Annotated in this window: 16 protein-coding genes; 10 read left to right on the top strand and 6 right to left on the bottom strand. The window is 70.0% G+C overall.

Translation table 11 applies throughout. The annotated features are described in order from the left end of the window. The first annotated feature begins 61 nt into the window (after positions 1–61). The 8 genes from ACZ4N5_RS07065 to pssA all read left to right on the top strand — a co-directional run bounded on the left by ACZ4N5_RS07065 (position 62) and on the right by pssA (position 9,113). A complete protein-coding gene (locus ACZ4N5_RS07065; RefSeq protein ID WP_467756085.1) occupies positions 62–874 on the top strand; it encodes a TetR family transcriptional regulator in 813 nt (270 codons plus the stop codon). A gap of 481 nt (positions 875–1,355) precedes the next feature. Next, positions 1,356–2,693, top strand: a complete 1,338-nt coding sequence (gene ccrA / locus ACZ4N5_RS07060) for a crotonyl-CoA carboxylase/reductase (protein WP_467756084.1) — start codon at positions 1,356–1,358, stop codon at positions 2,691–2,693. Between the two features lie 9 nt (positions 2,694–2,702). Further along, positions 2,703–4,751: a protein meaA gene (locus ACZ4N5_RS07055; RefSeq protein WP_467756083.1), complete on the top strand. Its 2,049-nt coding sequence runs from the start codon at positions 2,703–2,705 to the stop codon at positions 4,749–4,751. After that, the gene (locus ACZ4N5_RS07050; RefSeq protein WP_467756082.1) at positions 4,748–5,713 is read left to right on the top strand and encodes an HpcH/HpaI aldolase/citrate lyase family protein; all 966 of its coding nucleotides are present in this window, start codon (positions 4,748–4,750) and stop codon (positions 5,711–5,713) included. Before ACZ4N5_RS07055 ends, ACZ4N5_RS07050 begins: the two co-directional genes overlap by 4 nt. A 5-nt stretch (positions 5,714–5,718) precedes the next feature. After that, positions 5,719–6,246, top strand: coding sequence for a MaoC family dehydratase (locus ACZ4N5_RS07045; protein WP_261705053.1), 528 nt, complete (start codon positions 5,719–5,721; stop codon positions 6,244–6,246). A gap of 2 nt (positions 6,247–6,248) precedes the next feature. Next, the gene (locus ACZ4N5_RS07040; RefSeq protein WP_355840279.1) at positions 6,249–7,454 is read left to right on the top strand and encodes an acyl-CoA dehydrogenase family protein; all 1,206 of its coding nucleotides are present in this window, start codon (positions 6,249–6,251) and stop codon (positions 7,452–7,454) included. Between the two features lie 170 nt (positions 7,455–7,624). After that, positions 7,625–8,272, top strand: a complete 648-nt coding sequence (locus ACZ4N5_RS07035) for a phosphatidylserine decarboxylase (RefSeq protein WP_328552592.1) — start codon at positions 7,625–7,627, stop codon at positions 8,270–8,272. A 58-nt stretch (positions 8,273–8,330) separates the two neighbouring features. Next, a complete protein-coding gene (gene pssA / locus ACZ4N5_RS07030) occupies positions 8,331–9,113 on the top strand; it encodes a CDP-diacylglycerol--serine O-phosphatidyltransferase (RefSeq protein ID WP_467756303.1) in 783 nt (260 codons plus the stop codon). A gap of 93 nt (positions 9,114–9,206) precedes the next feature. Here the strand turns inward: pssA and ACZ4N5_RS07025 are convergent, their stop codons facing one another. The 5 genes from ACZ4N5_RS07025 to ACZ4N5_RS07005 are packed head-to-tail and all read right to left on the bottom strand — an operon-like array spanning position 9,207 to position 14,092. Beyond that, entirely contained in the window at positions 9,207–10,469 is a 1,263-nt protein-coding gene (locus tag ACZ4N5_RS07025; protein WP_467756081.1) for an ABC transporter substrate-binding protein, read from the bottom strand. Continuing rightward, entirely contained in the window at positions 10,466–11,599 is a 1,134-nt protein-coding gene (locus ACZ4N5_RS07020) for a branched-chain amino acid ABC transporter permease (RefSeq protein ID WP_467756080.1), read from the bottom strand. Before ACZ4N5_RS07020 ends, ACZ4N5_RS07025 begins: the two co-directional genes overlap by 4 nt. Then, the gene (locus ACZ4N5_RS07015) at positions 11,592–12,482 is read right to left on the bottom strand and encodes a branched-chain amino acid ABC transporter permease (RefSeq protein WP_467756079.1); all 891 of its coding nucleotides are present in this window, start codon (positions 12,480–12,482) and stop codon (positions 11,592–11,594) included. Before ACZ4N5_RS07015 ends, ACZ4N5_RS07020 begins: the two co-directional genes overlap by 8 nt. Next, positions 12,479–13,279, bottom strand: a complete 801-nt coding sequence (locus tag ACZ4N5_RS07010; RefSeq protein WP_467756078.1) for an ABC transporter ATP-binding protein — start codon at positions 13,277–13,279, stop codon at positions 12,479–12,481. The genes ACZ4N5_RS07015 and ACZ4N5_RS07010 overlap by 4 nt, the downstream gene beginning before the upstream one ends. 6 nt (positions 13,280–13,285) lie before the next feature. Beyond that, positions 13,286–14,092: an ABC transporter ATP-binding protein gene (locus tag ACZ4N5_RS07005; RefSeq protein ID WP_467756302.1), complete on the bottom strand. Its 807-nt coding sequence runs from the start codon at positions 14,090–14,092 to the stop codon at positions 13,286–13,288. Positions 14,093–14,271: 179 nt separating this feature from the next. On the opposite strand from ACZ4N5_RS07005, the gene ACZ4N5_RS07000 reads away from it, so the two are divergent. Further along, entirely contained in the window at positions 14,272–15,501 is a 1,230-nt protein-coding gene (locus ACZ4N5_RS07000) for a PucR family transcriptional regulator (RefSeq protein ID WP_467756077.1), read from the top strand. A gap of 179 nt (positions 15,502–15,680) precedes the next feature. Here ACZ4N5_RS07000 and ACZ4N5_RS06995 read toward each other — a convergent pair whose 3' ends face one another. Further along, complete coding sequence (locus ACZ4N5_RS06995) at positions 15,681–16,817, bottom strand: glycerate kinase (RefSeq protein WP_467756076.1); 1,137 nt, start codon at positions 16,815–16,817, stop codon at positions 15,681–15,683. Positions 16,818–17,078: 261 nt separating this feature from the next. On the opposite strand from ACZ4N5_RS06995, the gene ACZ4N5_RS06990 reads away from it, so the two are divergent. Continuing rightward, positions 17,079–18,158 (top strand): ADP-ribosylglycohydrolase family protein, encoded by a 1,080-nt coding sequence (locus ACZ4N5_RS06990; protein ID WP_467756075.1) that lies wholly within the window; start codon positions 17,079–17,081, stop codon positions 18,156–18,158. The last annotated feature ends 52 nt before the right edge of the window (positions 18,159–18,210 follow it).

The following is an 18,210-nucleotide window of genomic DNA, read 5'->3' as shown; positions in this document are numbered from 1 at the left end:
CCAGGGCGGGGGGATCCCCGGACATGCGCGCTCTCCTGCGCACATGCAGTACGTTCGGGGCATGCCCCAGCCCGCCAAGTCCTCACGTACACCAGCCACGCCCGACGCGCCGGAGAGTGCCGCGGGCAGTCGCGCGGCAGCCCAACGCCTCAAGATGCGCCGTGAGCTGGCGGCCGCGGCCATGGAGCTGTTCGCGGCCAAGGGGTACGAGGCGACCACCGTCGACGAGATCGCGGCCCAGGCCGGGGTTGCCCGCCGCACCTTCTTCCGCCACTTCCGCTCCAAGGAAGAGGCGATCTTCCCCGATCACGACGACACCCTGATCCGGGCCGAGGCGGTGCTCAACGCGGCGCCCGCGCACGAGCATCCGCTCGACACCGTGTGCCGCGGCATCAAGGAAGTCATGAAGATGTACGCGGCCCAGCCGGAGATCTCCGTCTCGCGCTACAAGCTGACGCGCGAGGTGCCGACGCTGCGCGAGGCCGAGATCGCCTCCGTGGCCCGCTACGAGCGGCTCTTCACCCGCTACCTGCTCGGCCACTTCGACGAGCACGCGCACGACGACGACGCCAACGACGATCCGCTGCTCGCCGAGGTCGCCGCGTCGGCCGTGGTCACGGCCCACAACCACGTGCTGCGGCGCTGGCTGAGGGCGGGCGGCCAGGGCGATGTGGAGACGCAGCTGGACCACGCCTTCGCCATCGTCCGCAAGACCTTCGGCACCGGGATCGGCGCGGGACGGGAGACCGCGCCGCGATCGGCGCCGGCGTCGTCCTTCACCGAGGGGGACGTGCTGGTGACCGTGGCCCGCGTCGACGCTCCGCTGGACCAGGTGATGCGCACGATCGAGCAGGCCCTCAAGGAACGGTCCTAGCGGCCTCCTGGGCCAGGCCACCGTCCAGCCCCTCACCACCCACCCTCGGCAACACCGCCCGTTCACACTCGTCGGACGGATCGCCCCCTTCGCCGGACGTGCTCAATTCGAGCGCGTCCGGCGTTTTTGCGCCCCAATACGGGCGTTTTCGCCCCCAGTCTGATCGATCATCGCTCACGTGTTACGTAAAGATTTCACCTGAGCGCAACTTCTGGCACTCCGTGCCTTGTCAGGTGACACGGCGTGCCATACGTTGAAGGAGTCCGGGCGGCCGGCGTGCAGAGACCATTCGTACGCCGGCTGTCCCCGCAAGCCCCATGGCCTGCGCGCCCGGACGCCTGCGTCACAGGCAACCTCCTGCGCCAACCACAGCGCTGCCACAGCACCACCTCCGCCGAACCGACGGCACACCCCTCAGCAGCAGCACCGACGTAACCCTCAGCGTTCCCCCCTCAGAACGCGCATCGCCGGAGGCAACACCGTGAAGGAAATCCTGGACGCGATTCAGTCGCGGACCGCCACGTCCGCCGACTTCGCAGCACTTCCGCTCCCCGAGTCCTACCGCGCGATCACCGTGCACAAGGACGAGGCGGAGATGTTCGCCGGGCTCAGCAGCCGCGACAAGGACCCCCGCAAGTCGATCCACCTGGACGACGTGCCGGTGCCGGAGCTCGGACCGGGCGAGGCCCTGGTCGCCGTCATGGCGTCCTCCGTGAACTACAACTCGGTCTGGACGTCGATCTTCGAGCCGGTGTCGACCTTCGGCTTCCTGGAGCGCTACGGGCGCCTCAGCGAGCTCAGCAAGCGCCACGACCTGCCGTACCACATCATCGGCTCGGACCTCGCGGGCGTCGTCCTGCGCACCGGCCCGGGAGTGAACTCCTGGAAGCCCGGCGACGAGGTCGTCGCGCACTGCCTGTCCGTCGAGCTGGAATCCTCCGACGGCCACAACGACACGATGCTCGACCCCGAGCAGCGCATCTGGGGCTTCGAGACCAACTTCGGCGGCCTCGCCGAGATCGCGCTCGTCAAGTCCAACCAGCTGATGCCCAAGCCGGGCCACCTGAGCTGGGAGGAGGCCGCCGCTCCCGGGCTCGTGAACTCCACCGCGTACCGGCAGCTGGTCTCCCGCAACGGCGCCGGCATGAAGCAGGGCGACAACGTGCTCATCTGGGGCGCGAGCGGCGGACTCGGCTCGTACGCCACGCAGTTCGCGCTCGCCGGCGGCGCCAACCCCATCTGCGTCGTCTCCAGCGAGCAGAAGGCGGACATCTGCCGGAAGATGGGCGCGGAGGCGATCATCGACCGCAACGCCGAGGACTACAAGTTCTGGAAGGACGAGCACAACCAGGACCCCAAGGAGTGGAAGCGCTTCGGCAAGCGCATCCGCGAGCTCACCGGCGGCGAGGACGTGGACATCGTCTTCGAGCACCCGGGCCGCGAGACCTTCGGCGCCTCGGTGTACGTCACCCGCAAGGGCGGCACCATCGTCACCTGTGCCTCGACCTCGGGCTACAACCACGAGTACGACAACCGCTACCTGTGGATGTCGCTGAAGCGGATCATCGGCTCGCACTTCGCGAACTACCGCGAGGCCTGGGAGGCCAACCGCCTCGTCGCCAAGGGCAAGATCCACCCGACGCTCTCCAAGGTCTACTCCCTGGAGGAGACCGGGCAGGCCGCCTACGACGTGCACCGCAACCTCCACCAGGGCAAGGTCGGCGTGCTCGCGCTGGCGCCCCAGGAGGGCCTGGGCGTGCGCGACGAGGAGAAGCGCGCCCAGCACATCGACGCCATCAACCGCTTCCGGAACGTCTGAGGTCCATCCATGACAGAGCGTCAGACAGCCGACGGGCAGAGGGTGAAGGACCGGCCGTGGCTCATGCGGACGTACGCCGGCCACTCCACGGCCGAGGCGTCCAACGAGTTGTACCGGCGCAACCTCGCCAAGGGGCAGACAGGGCTCTCCGTGGCCTTCGACCTGCCGACACAGACGGGCTACGACCCCGACCACATCCTCGCCCGCGGCGAGGTCGGCCGGGTCGGCGTGCCGGTCTCGCACCTCGGTGACATGCGCCGGCTGTTCCAGGACATCCCCCTGGAGCAGATGAACACCTCGATGACCATCAACGCCACCGCCATGTGGCTGCTGGCGCTCTATCAGGTCGTCGCCGAGGAGCAGGGCGCCGACATCACCCAGCTCCAGGGGACGACCCAGAACGACATCGTGAAGGAGTACCTCTCGCGGGGGACGCACGTCTTCCCGCCGGTGCCCTCCCTCCGTCTCACGACGGACATGATCACGTACACGGTCAACCACATCCCCAAGTGGAACCCGATCAACATCTGCAGCTACCACCTGCAGGAGGCGGGCGCCACGCCGGTCCAGGAGATCGCGTACGCGATGTCCACCGCGATCGCCGTCCTGGACGCGGTGTTCGCGTCCGGGCAGATCGCCGAGGACCGCAAGGGCGAGGTCGTGGCCCGTATCTCCTTCTTCGTGAACGCGGGTGTCCGCTTCATCGAGGAGATGTGCAAGATGCGGGCGTTCGGGCGGATCTGGGACAAGATCACGCGTGAGCGGTACGGCATCGAGGACCCCAAGCAGCGGCGTTTCCGGTACGGCGTCCAGGTCAACTCCCTCGGTCTGACCGAGGCGCAGCCGGAGAACAACGTCCAGCGGATCGTGCTGGAGATGCTGGCCGTCACCCTGTCCAAGGACGCCCGCGCGCGTGCCGTCCAACTGCCTGCCTGGAACGAGGCGTTGGGCCTGCCCCGTCCGTGGGACCAGCAGTGGTCGCTGCGCATCCAGCAGGTGCTGGCGCACGAGAGCGACCTGCTGGAGTACGAGGACATCTTCGAGGGCTCGCACGTCATCGAGGCCAAGGTGGCGTCCCTCGTCGAGGAGTCGCTGGCCGAGATCGACCGCATCGAGGCGATGGGCGGCGCGATGGCCGCCGTCGAGTCCGGCTACCTCAAGTCGCAGCTCGTCTCCTCGCACGCCGAGCGCCGGGGCCGTATCGAGGGCGGCACCGACAAGATCGTCGGCGTCAACATCTTCCAGTCGACCGAGCCGAACCCGCTCACGGCCGACCTGGACGCGGCGATCATGACGGTCGACCCCGCGGTCGAGGCCCGGGTGATCTCCGCGCTGGGGACCTGGCGCGACACGCGCTACCAGCCTCCCTTCAACCACCCGCGCCCGTGCAAGGCGCTGGAGCGGCTGAAGGAGGCCGCGAAGGGCACCGCCAACCTCATGGAGGCCACCCTGGAGTGCGCCCGCGCCGGTGTCACGACCGGCGAGTGGGCCGGGGCCCTGCGCGAGGTGTTCGGCGAGTTCCGCGCCCCGACCGGCGTCTCGTCCGCGCCCGTCGCGGTCACCGCCGAGGAGGGCACCGCGCTGGCGCTGGTGCGCCGCAAGGTGGAGCTGACCGCGAAGGACCTGGGCGTCGGCAACCTCCGGTTCCTGGTGGGCAAGCCGGGCCTGGACGGGCACTCCAACGGCGCCGAGCAGATCGCCGTGCGGGCCCGCGACGCCGGCTTCGAGGTCGTGTACCAGGGCATCCGGCTCACCCCGGAGCAGATCGTGGACGCGGCCGTGGCCGAGGACGTGCACGCTGTCGGCCTGTCCATCCTGTCCGGCTCGCACGCCCAGCTGGTGCCGGACGTCCTGGAGAAGATGCGCACGGCCGGCGCGGGCGACATTCCGGTGATCGCGGGCGGGATCATCCCGAACGCCGACGCCGAACAGCTGCGGGCCGCGGGAGTGGCCGCGGTCTTCACACCGAAGGACTTCGACATCACCGGAATCATCGGCCGTATCGTCGACGAGATCCGGAAAGCGAACAAGCTCGACCCCCTGGAGGTCCCCGCATGACCACGCCCGTCAACCGTCTGCGTCCGCGACGCTCCTGCCTGGCGGTGCCGGGCAGCAACCCCCGGTTCCTGGAGAAGGCCCAGGGGCTCCCCGCGGACCAGGTCTTCCTCGACCTGGAGGACGCGTGCGCGCCGCTGGCCAAGCCCGACGCCCGGCACACCATCGTCAAGTTCCTCAACGAGGGTGACTGGACCGGCAAGACGCGGGTCGTGCGCGTCAACGACTGGACGACCGAGTGGACGTACCGCGATGTCGTCACGGTCGTCGAGGGCGCGGGGCAGAACCTCGACTGCATCATGCTGCCGAAGGTCCAGACCGCCCAGCAGGTCGTGGCGCTGGATCTGCTGCTGACGCAGATCGAGAAGACGATGGGCTTCGAGGTCGGCAAGATCGGCATCGAGGCGCAGATCGAGAACGCCCAGGGCCTGAACAACGTCAACGAGATCGCCACCGCTTCGCAGCGCGTGGAGACGATCATCTTCGGCCCGGCCGACTTCATGGCGTCGATCAACATGAAGTCGCTGGTCGTGGGTGAGCAGCCGCCCGGCTACCCGGCGGACGCCTACCACTACATCCTGATGAAGATCCTGATGGCCGCCCGCGCCAACAACCTCCAGGCGATCGACGGTCCCTACCTGCAGATCCGCAACATCGACGGCTACCGCGCGGTCGCCCAGCGTGCCGCCGCCCTCGGCTTCGACGGCAAGTGGGTCCTGCACCCGGGTCAGGTGGAGGCCTCCAACGAGATCTTCTCCCCCTCGCAGGAGGACTTCGACCACGCCGAGCTGATCCTGGACGCGTACGACTACTACACGTCCGAGGCGGGCGGCAAGAAGGGCTCCGCGATGCTCGGCGACGAGATGATCGACGAGGCCAGCCGCAAGATGGCGCTCGTCATCTCGGGCAAGGGCCGGGCCGCCGGCATGCAGCGCACGACCACGTTCGAAGCCCCGGAGGCCTGAGCACCATGCAGTTCGGACGCACCTACGAAGAGTTCGAGGTCGGGGCGGTCTACAAGCACTGGCCCGGGAAGACGGTCACGGAGTACGACGACCACCTCTTCTGTCTGCTGACCATGAACCACCACCCGCTCCACATGGACAGCAACTACGCGGAGAAGACGACCGATTTCGGCAAGAACGTCGTCGTCGGGAACTACATCTACTCGCTGCTCCTCGGGATGTCCGTGCCGGACGTCTCGGGCAAGGCGATCGCCAACCTGGAGGTCGAGTCGCTGAAGCACGTGGCGCCGACCTTCCACGGCGACACGATCTACGGCGAGACCACGGTCCTCGACAAGACGCCCTCCCGGTCCAAGTCGGACCGCGGGATCGTCTACGTCGAGACCAAGGGTTACAAGCAGGACGGCACGCTGGTCTGCGTGTTCCGCCGCAAGGTGATGGTTCCCACCGAGACGTACATCAAGGAGCGCGGCGGCGAGCAGCCCGGCCGGCCCGAACTCACCGCACCCGCGGAAAAGAAGACGGAGAAGTAGTCATGGCGCGACTCGCCCAGACCGCCGGTCTGACCGACGTCCAGCAGGAGATCCTCTCCACCGTCCGCGACTTCGTGGACAAGGAGATCATCCCGGTCGCGACCGAGCTGGAGCACCGCGACGAGTACCCCCAAGCCATCGTCGACGGCCTCAAGGAGCTGGGCCTCTTCGGGCTGATGATCCCCGAGGAGTACGGCGGCCTGGGCGAGTCCCTCCTGACGTACGCGCTGTGCGTCGAGGAGATCGCCCGTGGCTGGATGTCGGTCTCCGGCATCATCAACACCCACTTCATCGTGGCGTACATGATCAAGCAGCACGGCACGCAGGAGCAGAAGGACCACTTCCTGCCCCGCATGGCGCTCGGTGAGACGCGCGGCGCCTTCTCGATGTCGGAGCCGGCGCTCGGCTCGGATGTGTCGGCGATCTCGTCGAAGGCGGTCAAGGACGGCGACGAGTACGTCCTGAACGGCCAGAAGATGTGGCTGACGAACGGTGGATCATCGAATCTGGTGGCCGTTCTGGTCCGAAGTGACGAAGGACACCCCGAGGGCACGGCGCCCCACAAGTCGATGACGACCTTCCTGGTGGAGAAGGAGCCCGGCTTCGGAGAGGTCCGCCCCGGCCTCACCATTCCCGGGAAGATCGACAAGATGGGTTACAAGGGGGTCGACACCACCGAACTCATCATGGACGGACTGCGCATTCCGGCCGATCGCGTACTCGGCGGAACCACCGGCCGAGGGTTTTACCAAATGATGGACGGAGTCGAGGTCGGCCGCGTCAATGTCGCGGCTCGTGGCTGCGGCGTCGCACAGCGTGCTTTTGAGCTCGGCGTCTCATATGCCCAGCAACGGCACACTTTCGGCAAGGCCATCGCCCAGCACCAGGCGATCCAGTTCAAGCTGGCCGAAATGGCTACCAAGGTCGAGGCCGCCCATGCAATGATGGTGAACGCGGCTCGCAAAAAGGACTCCGGGGAACGAAACGACCTCGAAGCAGGGATGGCGAAGTACCTCGCCTCCGAGTACTGCAAAGAGGTAGTGGAAGATGCTTTCCGGATCCACGGCGGCTACGGCTTCTCCAAGGAGTACGAGATCGAGCGCCTCTACCGTGAGGCGCCGATGCTGCTGATCGGCGAAGGTACCGCCGAAATTCAGAAAATGATCATCGGGCGCCGACTGCTCGAAGAGTATCGACTCCAGGGCTAGATGTCCGGGTTCGGGGTGTTTTCTTCGCGAAGAAGATCACACCCCGTCAGCACTCTTCGGCCGTCGACTCCGCATCTTGGCTTGCCCAGTTGCGGTCTGCGACCGGTACGATCGCGTGAAAGCCGCCGTCCCCCGTTCGAGCGCGGCATCATCCGCTACGAAGGTCATCCATGCCCCACAGCCAAACCTCTGCACCTCGCGGCCGGGTCCGCCTCGCGCGCGGAGCATCGCCGTGGCTTCTCCCGACCGTTGCCACCGCAGCACTCAGCCTGGCTCGTTCGCGCCGTTCCGGCGCGGCCAAGGCCGTGGCCGTACCCGTCACCGCGCTCGCGGCCGGGATGCTGTGGTTCTTCCGCGATCCCGAGCGTGAGATCACGCAGGGCCGTGTCATCTCGCCCGCCGACGGTGTGGTGCAGAGCATCATGCCGTGGAAGGACGGACGCACCCGTGTCGCGATCTTCATGAGCCCGCTCAACGTCCACGTCAACCGCGCGCCCCTCTCCGGCACGGTGACGTCGGTCGAGCACATCCCCGGTGGGTTCGTTCCGGCGTTCAACAAGGAGAGCGAGAACAACGAGCGCGTCGTCTGGCACTTCGACACCGAGCTCGGTGACATCGAGATGATCCAGATCGCCGGCGCGGTCGCCCGTCGCATCGTCCCCTACATCCCTCAGGGCACGAAGGTCGAGCAGGGTGACCGGATCGGCCTGATCCGCTTCGGCTCGCGCGTGGACATCTATCTCCCCGAGGGTGTCGAGGTCGACGTGGAGGTCGGTCAGAAGACCGTGGCTGGGGTGACTCGAATTGACCGTGATTGATCCCGAGACACAGGCCGGCTGGGTTCCCGAGGCCGATGAGGCGGACGACGAGGAGGAGATGCCCCTCTCGCTCCGCCTCTCGATAGCGGACACGCTCACCCTCGGCAACGCCACCTGCGGTTTCATGGCGGTGTACTTCACCACCACCGGCATCCTGATCCCGCACCTCACGGGCAGCGACGAGTCGGGCATGGCCCGTCACTCCGCCGCCACGGCCGTGATCCTCATGCTGTGCGCCGCGGTGTTCGACCTGTTCGACGGCCTGGTGGCCCGCAAGCTGCGCTCCTCCCCCATGGGCGCCGAGTTGGACAACCTGTCCGACCTGATCAGCTTCGGTCTCGCGCCGGCGTACTTCGTGCTCGTGTACGGCATGGTCGCGGACGACGCGTACCAGAAGGTGGCGGCGGTCGGAGCGATCGTGGTGCTCCTGGCCGTGGTGCTGAGGCTCGCGAGATTCTCCTGCGTCACGGTGAAGGACGGCACGTTCCAGGGCATGCCGAGCCCCTTCGGCGCCCTGACGGTGGTCTCCATCATCCTGCTCGAGCTGCCCTTCGTCGCCACGCTCATGGCGATCATGGGCACCGCCTGGCTGATGGTGAGCCGGGTCGAGTACCCCAAGCCGCGCGGTCGCCTCGCGGTCGCGATGCTCTCCTGGATCGTGCTCTCGATGGGTCTCCTGGCGGCGTGGGCGTTCGACGCCCCGGGCGGCCAGCTGCTCCTCCAGACGGGCTGTGCGCTGCAGCTGGTCATGGGCGCGGTGATCCCGTTGTTCGCCACGGCTCGCCGGGTGCACAACTTCCGGGGCAACCGCCGTGAGGCACGAGCCGCACAGCTCCCGTAACACCCCGTACGACACGAAGGGCCCCGAACCACACGGTTCGGGGCCCTTGTGCGTGGGCGGAGCCTCTCGCGCCCCGCGCGGGAGCGGCCGGGGTCACGCGCCGGGCGTGTATCCCTGGGCGACGGACGAGGCCTCGGCCTCACGGACGACCTTCATCCCGCCCACGGCGTCCTTGTCGGGCTGCAGGATGACGCTCTCCTTCGACGACGCCGACTTCGGGTCGGTGAAGTTCTGGGGAATGCCGAACCCCGGGTCGAACGCGTCGATGGTCAGCAGGGCCTTGTCGACGCCCTCGCGGGTGAGGTCCTTGGCCGCACAGGCCTTCTTCAGCGCCTCACCGAACGCCGACGCGGCCGTCCAGCCGGCCACCACGCCGTTGTCCAGGGAGTCCTTCGGATAGGCGGCCCGGTAGTCCGCGACCAGCTTCTTCGCCTTCGGGGTGTCCGCCCCGACCGGCAGCGAGGGATTGGCCACGTAGTAGTTCGCCTCCAGGGCCGGGGCTGCCGCGGTGGCGAGGAGCTGCGGGGCGAACGCCGAGTTGTTGCCGATGACCGGCACATTGAACTTGAGGGCCGCTGCGACCCCGACGAGCGAGGCGGCCTGCCGCGGGCCCGCGCTGATCACGATGGCCTTCACCCCGGCCTTCTTCAGCGCGACGACCTGGCCGGTCATGTCGTTGTCCGTCGGCTTGATCTTCTGCTCGACGACCTTGAGCCCCGACTGCTTCGCCATGTACCGGGAGCCCGTCAGGGCGTTCTCGCCGTAGTCCCCCTCGAAGTAGACATGGCCGATGCTGTCGCCCTTCTTGAGGCCCTTCTCCTTCATCAGGAAGTCGATCGCGTTGATCGTCTCGATGTCGTACGTGGAGCCGATGGGCCGGATGTACGAGCTGCCCAGCAGGGTGGCCGACCAGGCCTGCGGCAGGACCAGACCCTTGTCCTGGCCGTCGATGCGCTGCTTGACGGCCGCGACGAACGGCGAGCCGATGAACTGGGTGAAGCCCAGCACCTTCGGCGCCAGCTCCGTGTAGCCGGAGACGGCCTTCTGCGGGTCGTACCCGTGGTCGCGGACCGTCAGCGCCAGCTTGTAGCCGCAGACGCCGCCGGCGTCGTTGGTCTGCTTCACATAGAGCTGCTGGGCCTGGGTGACGCTCTTGCCGAGCGTCGCGTAGACACCGCTCATGTCGGTGAGCGCTCCGAGGCTGATCGTCTTCCCGGAGATCCCCTCGCCGGTCTTCACCCCGCCGGCCGCCTGCTTGTCGGCGTTGTCGTCCTTGGCCTTGGAGCTGCATCCGGCCAGCACGAGCAGGGCGGCCAGCGCCCCGGCGGCCAGCCGCGCGGTGTGTGTCGTTCTCATCGTTCCTCCCCTGGAGTGGCCCCGGGACGGGGCTTGACGCGACGCCGGGCGGCCACCCTGACCAGGCCGCCCGGAAGAAAGAGCACCACCGCCACGACGGCGGCGCCGTACAGGTACCGGGCCGCCTCGCCGGGCGCGATCCCGCCCATGCCCGGGTCGGAGACCAGGGGCAGGGTGTCGCTGTAGCGGGTCAGCAGCTGCGGCAGCAGCGAGACGAACGCGGCCCCGGCGACCGCCCCGGCGACCGAGCCGAGCCCGCCGATGACGATCATGGCGAGGTAGTCGAGCGAGAGCGTGATCCCGAAGTAGTCGGGCACGGTGCGCTGGAAGACCAGGGCGAGCAGCACCCCGGCCAGGCCCGCGTACATCGAGGACAGGACGAAGACGGCGGCGCGGTACCGGGCGACGGGCACGCCGATCACCCCGGCCGCGATCCGGTGGTCGCGGATCGCGTTCATCGCCCGGCCGGGGCGTCCGCGCAGCACCCCTCGGGCGAAGAGCCCGCAGCCGAGGAGTACCGCCAGACCGACGTACCAGAGTTTCTCGGCCGAGCCGAACGGCACGGCGGCGACGACGAGCTCACGGTCGTCGAAGGTGAGACCGAAGAGGCTGAGCGGCGGTACGTCGCGGCCGTTGAAGCCGCCCGTCAGATCCCGGGCGTTGAACAGGACGTGCTGTCCGATGAAGATCAGGGCGAGGGTGGCGATGCCGAGATAGGCACCGCGCAGCCGTCCCGCGATCGGGCTGAACAGGCCTCCGGCGATTCCGGAGACGGCCACGGCGAGCACGGCCGCGAGCCAGGTCGGCAGGCCCAGACCGGTCAGCCCGTCGCCCCCGTCGGCGGCGAACACGCAGTAGCCGTACGCACCGACCGCGAGGAAGAAGGCGTGCCCCATGGAGAGCTGCCCGGTCGCGCCGGTGAGGAGGTTGAGGCCGATCGCGCCGATCGCGGCGGCCATCGCGAACAGACCGGCCTCCAGCCAGAAGCGGTCGACGTAGAAGGGCAGCGCGAGCAGCAGGACGGCGCCGACGGCCCCGATCGCGGTCCGGGCGCCGGGCAGCCGGATCGTGCGGTGGCGGGCGGGCCGGGGTGCGCCGGCCGCCTCGTCGCGGGTGAGGACCTCAGACACGGGCGAGCTCCTTCGTGCCGAACAGCCCGGCGGGCCGGATGAGCAGGATCGCGACCATCACCACGTAGGGCGCGAGATCGCCGAGGCCGCGCCCGAGGAAGGTGAGGTCGCTCTGGTAGCCGGTGGCCAGGGATTCGGTGACACCGACAAGGAGCCCGCCGACCAGCGCGCCCGTCGTCGAGTCGAGGCCGCCGAGGATCGCCGCGGGGAACGCCTTGAGCGCGGCCAGCGAGGTGGCGCGTTCCAGTCCGGGGGTCGGGAAGACGGTCAGGAACAGCGCGGCGACGGCCGCGAGGCCGCCCGCCACCGCCCAGGCCCCCAGCGACACCCGGCCGAGCCTGACCCCCATCAGGGCGGCGGTCTCCGGGCTCTCCGCGGCGGCGCGCATCGCCACGCCCCAGGACGTGTAGCGGAAGGCCAGCAGAAAGGCCGAGATGAGCAGGGACGCCGTGACGAACGCCGCGATCCGGGTGTGGGCGACGGAGACCGGCCCGACGGTGAGGACGGCGTTGCCCCAGGGGTCGCCCATCGCCAGGACGTCCGTGCCGATACGGCGGGTCAGTTCGGTGGTGAGCAGGATGTCGACGCCGATGGTGACGATGGCGAGGACGCTCTGGTCGGATCCCCGGTAGCGGCGCATCACCAGGAACTCCACGGCGGCTCCCACCAGCGCGGCGCCCGCGACGCCGGCGAGCAGCGCGGGCCAGAAGCCGATGTCGTCGTGGAGGGTCGCGGTGACATAGCCGCCCGCGAGCAGCAGGGAGGCGTGCGCGAAGTTGACGACCTCGGTGGCCCGGAAGATGACGACGAATCCGAGCGCGATGAGGGCGTAGACGGAGCCCAACGACAGGCCGTTGAGCAGGAGTTCGGCGAAGGTGCTCATGAAGCGGTCTCCTCTGGGCCGGCGCTCTCGCCCAGATAGGCGCGTACCACCGCCGGATCGTTCTGTACGTCTGCGGGGGCGCCGTCGGCGATACGGCGCCCGAAGTCCAGTACGGTCACCGCGTCCGCGAGCCGCATCACGACCCCCATGTCGTGTTCCACCAGCACGATCGAGATGCCGAGGCTGTCGCGAACTCCCGCGACGACCGCGGCGGTTCGGCGTCGTTCGTCGGCGGTCATGCCCGCGACGGGTTCGTCCAGGAGCAGGACCCGGGGCTCCATGCACAGGGCCCGGGCGAGCTCGGCGAGCTTCTGCTGTCCGTACGGGAGCGAACCGGCGGGCTGGTCGAGTTGGCGCTCCAGGCCCACGAACGCGGCGATCTCGCGGACGCGTTCGCGGTGCCGCCGGTCCTCGCGGGCCGCCGAGGGCAGCCGCAGCCCGGCGGCGAGGAATCCGGCGCGGGTCAGCCGGTGCCGGCCGAGCAGCAGGCAGTCCTCGACGGTGGCGTGCGGGGGCAGGGCGAGGTTCTGGAAGATGCGGGCCACGCCCAGCCCGGCGATCCGGTGGGGCGGCAGTCCGGTGAGTTCGTGCTCACCGAGGCGGACGCTTCCGGCGGCGGGCCGGCAGACACCGGACAGCACGTTGAAACAGGTGGACTTTCCTGCCCCGTTGGGGCCGATGAGGGCGTGCACGGTGCCGGGCCGCACGGTGAAGCTCACCGCGTCGAGCGCGGTCAGCCCCGCGAAGCGGACGGTCACGTCCCTGACGTCGAGCGAGGGAATGTCGCGTTCTTCCACCGTGGGTCACCCCTTCCAACGGGACAGGGACGGGAGGGCGCCGCGCGCGGAGGCTCCGTCGGCCGCGGCGTCCTCGTCGACCACACCCAGATAGCGGCGGCGCACCTCGTCGGAGGCGGCGAGGTCGTCCGCGGGACCGGACAGGGTCACCTCGCCGACCTCCAGGACATAGGCACTGGAGGCGAGCCGCAGGGCGAGGGCGGCGTTCTGTTCGACGAGCAGGACGGAGGTGCCCTGTTCGTTGATCTCCCGCACCGTGTCGGCGATCCGCGCGGCCATCAACGGGGCGAGCCCGAGCGAGGGTTCGTCGAGCAGCAGCACCTTGGGGGCGCCCATGAGCGCCCGGCCGACCGCGAGCATCTGCTGCTCCCCGCCGGACAGCAGCCCCGCCCGCTGCTGGGCGCGGTCGGCGAGGACGGGGAACAACTCGTGCACGCGCCGCAGGGCGCGCGCCCTGTCCGCGCGGCCGCCGGTGCCGCCCAGTGCTCCGGCGCGCAGATTGTCCGCGACCGTCATCCGGCTGAACACCCTTCGGCCTTCCGGGACTTGGGACACCCCGACGGCCACCACCCGGTCCGGCGGCAGCCGGTCCAACGGCCGTCCGCCCAGCGTGACCGTGCCGCCGGTGACCGCTCCCCCATGGAAGGAGAGGGTCCGGCACACCGCCCTCAGCAGCGTCGACTTGCCCGCGCCGTTGCTGCCGAGGACCGTCACCACGGCTCCCTCGGGCACCTCCAACGACACATGACGCAGTGCGCGTACGGGACCGTATCCGACCGACAGTTCCCGCACGAGCAGAGCGGAACCGCCCATGGCATCTCCCTTGTCCTCGCTCGGTGTGGCGCTCACCTCAGCACCGGTGGACACCCCCGTCCACGGGCTGCGGCCGATACGCGGCGGGAGCCCACCGGTGGCGCCCGCCCGTTGTGCATGCGCACAACACCGCGTGTCAGGGGCCTGTGCGACCCGTGTCCGGGTGGGATCCTCCGGCCATGGGAGGGCGCAGACCGCGGACCGGTCATGACTGGAAGCTGCTCGCGGAGTCGTGTGTGGCTCTGCTGGAACGGCTGCCCGAGCTCGTCGACGAGCACATCAGGCAGCTCACCGAGTACTCCCCCGTCTACGGACAGGTGCTGCCGCACGACCAGCAGTGGCGGGAGGCGGAGACCGCGATGCGCATCGGCATCAAGGCGATCTCCGCACCCCGGGACTCACCGCGCCGCGATCTGGAGCACGCCGAGGAGGCGGGCCGGCGGCGGGCCCAGCAGGGGCTGCCGCTCGAACTCCTGGTGCACGCCTACCGTGCCGCCGGCTATCTGGTGTGGGACGCGCTGATGGAGAGCGCGGCGAGCCGGGAGCCCGAGCGGCTCGCGGTGCTCATGCGGTGCGCCACGATGGTGTGGTCGGCCGTGGACGCCCAGGCCGCGACCGCGTCGGAGTCCTACCTGGCCACGGAACGGGAGTTGCGGCGGCGCACCGACGAGCAGTTGCAGGCGCTGCTCGACGCGCTGCTGGAGGGTCAGGAGGCACCGGGGCTCGCGGCGCGGGCGGCGGCCGGGCTCGATCTGCCCGAGCACGGACCGTATGCCGTCGTCGTGCTGCGGACGGAGCGGCACGACGGACGGGACGTCTGCGTCCGGCCGATGGTGGGGGCGGGGCTGCGGTTCATCTGGCGGATGCGGGCCGACTGCGAGATAGCGGTGGTGGCGCTGGGCGCCGAACAGGACCTGGACGAGGTCGCCCGGCTGCTGGACGGTCGGCGCTCGGGTCCGGGCGGTATCAGTCCCGTGGTCTCGGGTCTGGGCGAACTGGGACGCGCCCGGCGGTGGGCCGAACTGGCGCTGCGTACCTGTCCGCCGGACGCCACCGGCGTCGTACGCCTCGATCAGCGGATGCCGACGGCGCTCGTCGTGAGCCAGCCGGAGCTGGCGGGCCGGCTGGTGTCGGACGTGTTCGGTACGTTGCTGGAGCTCGAACCGGGCGACCGGGCCGTACTGATCGAGACGCTGGACATGTGGCTGGCGTGCGAGGGCTCCGCGGGACGGGCGGCCGGACGCCTGTACTGCCACCGGAACACCGTCTTCAACCGCCTGCGCCGGCTGGAACAGGTGACCTCGCGCTCACTGGCCCGCCCCCGCGACCTGATCGAGATGACCTTGGCCCTGGACGCCTACCGGTTGGCGGGCGCCGCGGCGGTCACGGGAGCCGGACCGGGGCGGTGAGACGACAGCGGCCACGACGGCGGGGGCGGCGGACCGCCCTGGCCCGAGGGAGCGACGAACTCCTCGGCCCGAGGGAGCGACCGAAGGAGCAATGGACCGCCCTCGGACCGACGGAGCGACGGACCGCCCTCGGGCCGAAGATCACCCTCGGGCCGAGGAAGCGATGAACCCCTCGGGCCTCAGCGCAGGAAGTCCCGCCCGATGTTCTCCGCCACCCGCTCAAGGATCGGCCCTGCGTCGGAGATGCACTTCGCGATGTCGGGCTCGACCTCGGTGAGGGGGTACGCACGCCGGATGCCGGCCCTGCCGAGCGCCTCGGGCCGGAGCGCGAGCCGGCCGCAGACCGCGACGACCTCCTTGCCCCCGGCTCGGGCGGCCGCCGCGACTCCGGCGGGTGCCTTGCCGTGCAGGGTCTGCTCGTCGAGGGACCCCTCACCGGTGATCACCAGCGTGGCGCGCTCCAGCGCGGGCGCGAAACCGAGCACGTCGAGCATCACCTCGATGCCGGGCCGGAAGCGGGCGCCGAGGACCAGGGCCCCGTAACCGACACCGCCCGCGGCGCCCGCGCCGGGCGCCGCGGCGTACCCGGCGGCCTTCGGCCCGATCTCCTTCTCCAGGACGGCGGCGAAGTGGGCGAGGGCGGTGTCCAGCACCGCCACGTCGTCGGGACCCGCGCCCTTCTGGGGGCCGTAGACGGCGGGCGCGCCCTTGGGTCCCGTCAACGGGTTGTCCACGTCGCTGGCGAGGACGAGATCGACCGCGCCGAGCCGGTCGTCCAGGCCGGACAGATCGGCCGTCTCCACGTCGGACAGCGCGGCGCCGCCGGGAGCCACCGGCTCACCCTCCGGGTCGAGGAAGCGCGCGCCGAGCGCGGACAGCATGCCCGCGCCGCCGTCCGTCGTCGCGCTGCCGCCCACGCCGAAGACGATGGTGCGCGCGCCGGCGTCCAGCGCGGCGCGCAGCAGTTCCCCTGAGCCGTACGTCGACGACGAGAGCGGTGCGAAGACGCCCCTGGGCAGCCGCTGCAGCCCGCTCGCCTCGGCCATCTCCACGACCGCGGTGTCCCCGCGCAGCGCGAACGCGGCGGTCACCTCGTCGCCCAGCGGTCCGGCGACGCGCACCTCGCGGCGCTCGAATCCGGCCGCGACCGCCGCGTCGACGGTGCCGTCGCCGCCGTCGGCCACGGGCAGCGACTCGACCACGACCTGGGGCGCGACCCGGCGCAGTCCGGCCGTCACGCGTTCCGCGACCTGTATGGCCGTCAGCGATCCCTTGAACTTGTCCGCGGCGATGAGCACCCGCGGGGTCCGATTCACTGCAGCGTCCGCCACCTTGCATTCCCCTTGCTTCCGGGCCTTGCACACGTCAAGGCAGTCGCGCCGCTGCGACCTTAACCGGAGGGAGCCCCCGCCGTCATGCCCCTGCCCAGCCTGCGGGACGAGCCCCGGGACCGGCTCGGGGACCGGTCGCCGCAGGCTGCCCGGCGCGGGACACCGGCGGCCTCGGGTACTCCCGGAGCACCCGATTCCGTATCGCCCCGGCGCGCACGCCCGCCCGGAATTGGGTAGACCGGAGCCATGACCCCTGTGGGCACCGACATCGCCGACCGCGTCCTCGGGGGCTGGCTGGGCCGGATCGCGGGCAACATGCTCGGCAAACCGGTCGAGCAGGGCGACCACTGGACGCGGGACCGGATCGACCGCTATCTGCGGCAGGCGGCGGCCCTGCCCCTGACCGACTATCTCCCCGGGCCCGCCGACGACGGTGCCGGTGGGGAGTTCGAGCTGCGGCCCGAGTGGCGCAGCTGCGTGCGCGGCCGCATCCACGGCAGCTGCCGTGACGACGACGTGGACTACGCGATCCTCGGACTCGACCTCCTGGAGACGCACGGCTTCTCGTTCAGCACCGAGCAGGTCGGTGACCTGTGGCTGCTGCGCCTTCCGTATCTCCAGACGTTCACGGCGGAGCGGGCCGCGTACCGCAACCTCGCCCAGGGTCTGAAGCCTCCGGTGACGGCGACGTACGAGAATCCGTACCAGGAGTGGATCGGCGCGCTGATCCGCGCCGATGTCTACGGCTGGACGTCCCCGGGGCTGCCGCAGCGCGCGGCCTCCCTGGCCCGCCGTGACGCCGTCCTCTCCCACACCGGCAACGGCGTCTACGGCGCGATGTGGGCGGCGGCGCTGATCGCCGCGGCCTTCACCGCCCCGTCCGTACGGGACGCGCTCGACACGGCGCTCACCGTGATCCCCGCGAGCAGTCGCCTGGCCCGCACGGTACGCCGGGTGCTCACGCTCCACGAGACCCGGATGACCTGGGAGGACACGCTGACCACGGTGTCCGAGGAGACAGCCGGGATGGGCTGGATCCACACGGTCCCGAACGCGGCGGTGCTGACGGCCGGGCTGCTGTACGGCGACGGCGACTTCACCCGCACCATCACGCTGACCGTCCGCGGCGGTCTGGACACCGACTCGAACGGCGCGACCGCGGGCTCCGTCGCGGGCGTCCTGTGCGGGGCGGAGGCGATTCCCCCGCAGTGGAAGGACCCGCTGGAGGACACCGTCCGCAGCGCGGTGTTCGGCTTCGACGGGGTCCGGATCAGCGAGCTCGCCTCACGCACGGTCGCGTTGGCGGAAGCGGGGGCCAGGGCCTGAGCCGGGGTCAGGGTCGGGAGGGGTGGCGGTGCTGGAGCCCGGGTCGGTGGAG

The organism is Streptomyces sp. NPDC026500 (assembly GCF_055567635.1).
Note: the sequence above shows the minus strand (reverse complement) of the source record. Positions and strands in the feature narration are given on the sequence as shown.

Excerpts from the sequence above, each read along its gene's own strand:
- ACZ4N5_RS07045 (WP_261705053.1), top strand. The coding sequence starts at position 5,719 with ATGCAGTTCGGACGCACCTACGAAGAGTTCGAGGTCGGGGCGGTCTAC.
- ACZ4N5_RS07015 (WP_467756079.1), bottom strand. The coding sequence starts at position 12,482 with ATGAGCACCTTCGCCGAACTCCTGCTCAACGGCCTGTCGTTGGGCTCC.
- ACZ4N5_RS07025 (WP_467756081.1), bottom strand. The coding sequence starts at position 10,469 with ATGAGAACGACACACACCGCGCGGCTGGCCGCCGGGGCGCTGGCCGCC.
- pssA (WP_467756303.1), top strand. The coding sequence starts at position 8,331 with ATGCCCCTCTCGCTCCGCCTCTCGATAGCGGACACGCTCACCCTCGGC.
- ACZ4N5_RS07055 (WP_467756083.1), top strand. The coding sequence starts at position 2,703 with ATGACAGAGCGTCAGACAGCCGACGGGCAGAGGGTGAAGGACCGGCCG.
- ACZ4N5_RS07035 (WP_328552592.1), top strand. The coding sequence starts at position 7,625 with ATGCCCCACAGCCAAACCTCTGCACCTCGCGGCCGGGTCCGCCTCGCG.
- ACZ4N5_RS07050 (WP_467756082.1), top strand. The coding sequence starts at position 4,748 with ATGACCACGCCCGTCAACCGTCTGCGTCCGCGACGCTCCTGCCTGGCG.
- ACZ4N5_RS06990 (WP_467756075.1), top strand. The coding sequence starts at position 17,079 with ATGACCCCTGTGGGCACCGACATCGCCGACCGCGTCCTCGGGGGCTGG.
- ACZ4N5_RS07040 (WP_355840279.1), top strand. The coding sequence starts at position 6,249 with ATGGCGCGACTCGCCCAGACCGCCGGTCTGACCGACGTCCAGCAGGAG.
- ACZ4N5_RS07065 (WP_467756085.1), top strand. The coding sequence starts at position 62 with ATGCCCCAGCCCGCCAAGTCCTCACGTACACCAGCCACGCCCGACGCG.
- ACZ4N5_RS07000 (WP_467756077.1), top strand. The coding sequence starts at position 14,272 with ATGGGAGGGCGCAGACCGCGGACCGGTCATGACTGGAAGCTGCTCGCG.
- ACZ4N5_RS07005 (WP_467756302.1), bottom strand. The coding sequence starts at position 14,092 with ATGGGCGGTTCCGCTCTGCTCGTGCGGGAACTGTCGGTCGGATACGGT.